The organism is Actinoplanes sp. NPDC048791 (assembly GCF_040650095.1).
Taxonomy (GTDB): domain Bacteria; phylum Actinomycetota; class Actinomycetes; order Mycobacteriales; family Micromonosporaceae; genus Actinoplanes.
Window position 1 is genome coordinate 1 of record NZ_JBEZGQ010001605.1, and the last position, 1,298, is coordinate 1,298.

A 1,298-nucleotide genomic window follows, 5' to 3' on the forward strand; every position below is an offset into this window, starting at 1 on the left:
CGCGGTCCTGGCCGGGGTGGCGCTGGCGCTGCACTTCGCGACCTGGATGCCCAGCGTGCAGCTCGGTTCCGTGGCCACGGCCACAGCGCTGGTCGCGACCCAGCCCGTCTGGCAGGGCCTGATCGCGATGGCGCAGGGCCGGCGCCCCTCGGCGGCCGGCTGGACGGGCATCGGCCTGGCCGTGGCCGGCACGGTCTGGGCGACCGGACTCGACATCGGCGTGTCGGCCCAGGCCGTCCTCGCGGATGTCCTGGCTCTGCTGGGTGCGATCGCCGCGGCGATCTACACGGCGTTCGGGGAACGGGCCCGGTCCCGGCTGAGCACCACCACGTACACCTGGGTCTGCTATGGCACCTGCGCGGCGATCCTGCTCGTGGTCTGCCTGGTGGCCGGCGTGGAGCTGCACGGCTACGACGGCCGGACCTGGGCGGCGATCCTGGCTCTGGTGGTCGGCGCCCAGCTGCTCGGGCACTCGATGTTCAACTACGCCCTCGAACGGACCTCGGCCACCAAGGTCAGCGTGCTGATCCTGCTCGAGGTGCCCGGCGCGGCCCTGCTGGCCTGGGCCTGGCTGGGGCAGACACCGCGGCTGGTGGCCCTGCCGGGGCTGGCGCTGCTGATGCTCGGCGTGGCTGTCGTGGTGCTCGGCGGCAGCCGGGAGCGGCGCCGGACCACGGCCTCGCTGGCCGACGTGGCGGATCCCACCCCGCGCTGACGCCCGGCTCTCCTCGTTGAACCTGGCGAACTACCGCCGTGCGCGGTAGAGAGGTGGGATGAGATGCGCCGCTGTCGATACCGGCTCTGCTGCCTGCTGCTCGGGGCGGTGCTCGTGACCAGCTCCTGCGGTGAGCCGGAGATCCCCGAGCCCGGCCTGACCGGAGGCTGGACCACGGCCGGCTGTGAGTTCTCCCGCCGGCCGGCCACCGTCACGATGGGCGGGCGGGTGCTGCCGGCGACGCCCCCGGAGCTGGAGGCGGCGATGGCCCGCATCGACGCCGGTGGCCGCGCCGAGCACGCCGCCAGCTACGCCGGGCTGGAGGTCGACCAGGAACGGGTACGCGCGATCGTCCACCGGGTGCCGTCGGCCGCGTTCGACGACTTCATCCGGCAGAGCGCGCGGGACACCTGCATCGTGGTCCGTGACACTGCGCACAGCCTGGCCGAGCTCACCGGCTGGCACGACCGGATCGTCGCCGACCTCGACGCCTGGCCGGCCGACGGCGTCCGCATCTCCAGCGTCGTGGCCCGCCACGACGGCCGCGGCGTGGAGATCGGCACCCGCGACGTCGAGCGGGCGC

General features: G+C 74.2%; 2 protein-coding genes. Both read left to right on the forward strand.

Annotation, left to right across the window (positions count from 1 at the left end; genetic code table 11):
- Positions 1–715, forward strand: a 715-nt coding sequence (locus tag AB0C29_RS48895; RefSeq protein ID WP_360835275.1) for a DMT family transporter, incomplete at its 5' end; no start/stop codon positions are given.
- A gap of 63 nt (positions 716–778) precedes the next feature.
- The coding region (locus AB0C29_RS48900; RefSeq protein ID WP_360835277.1) for a hypothetical protein at positions 779–1,298 on the forward strand (520 nt) is incomplete at its 3' end.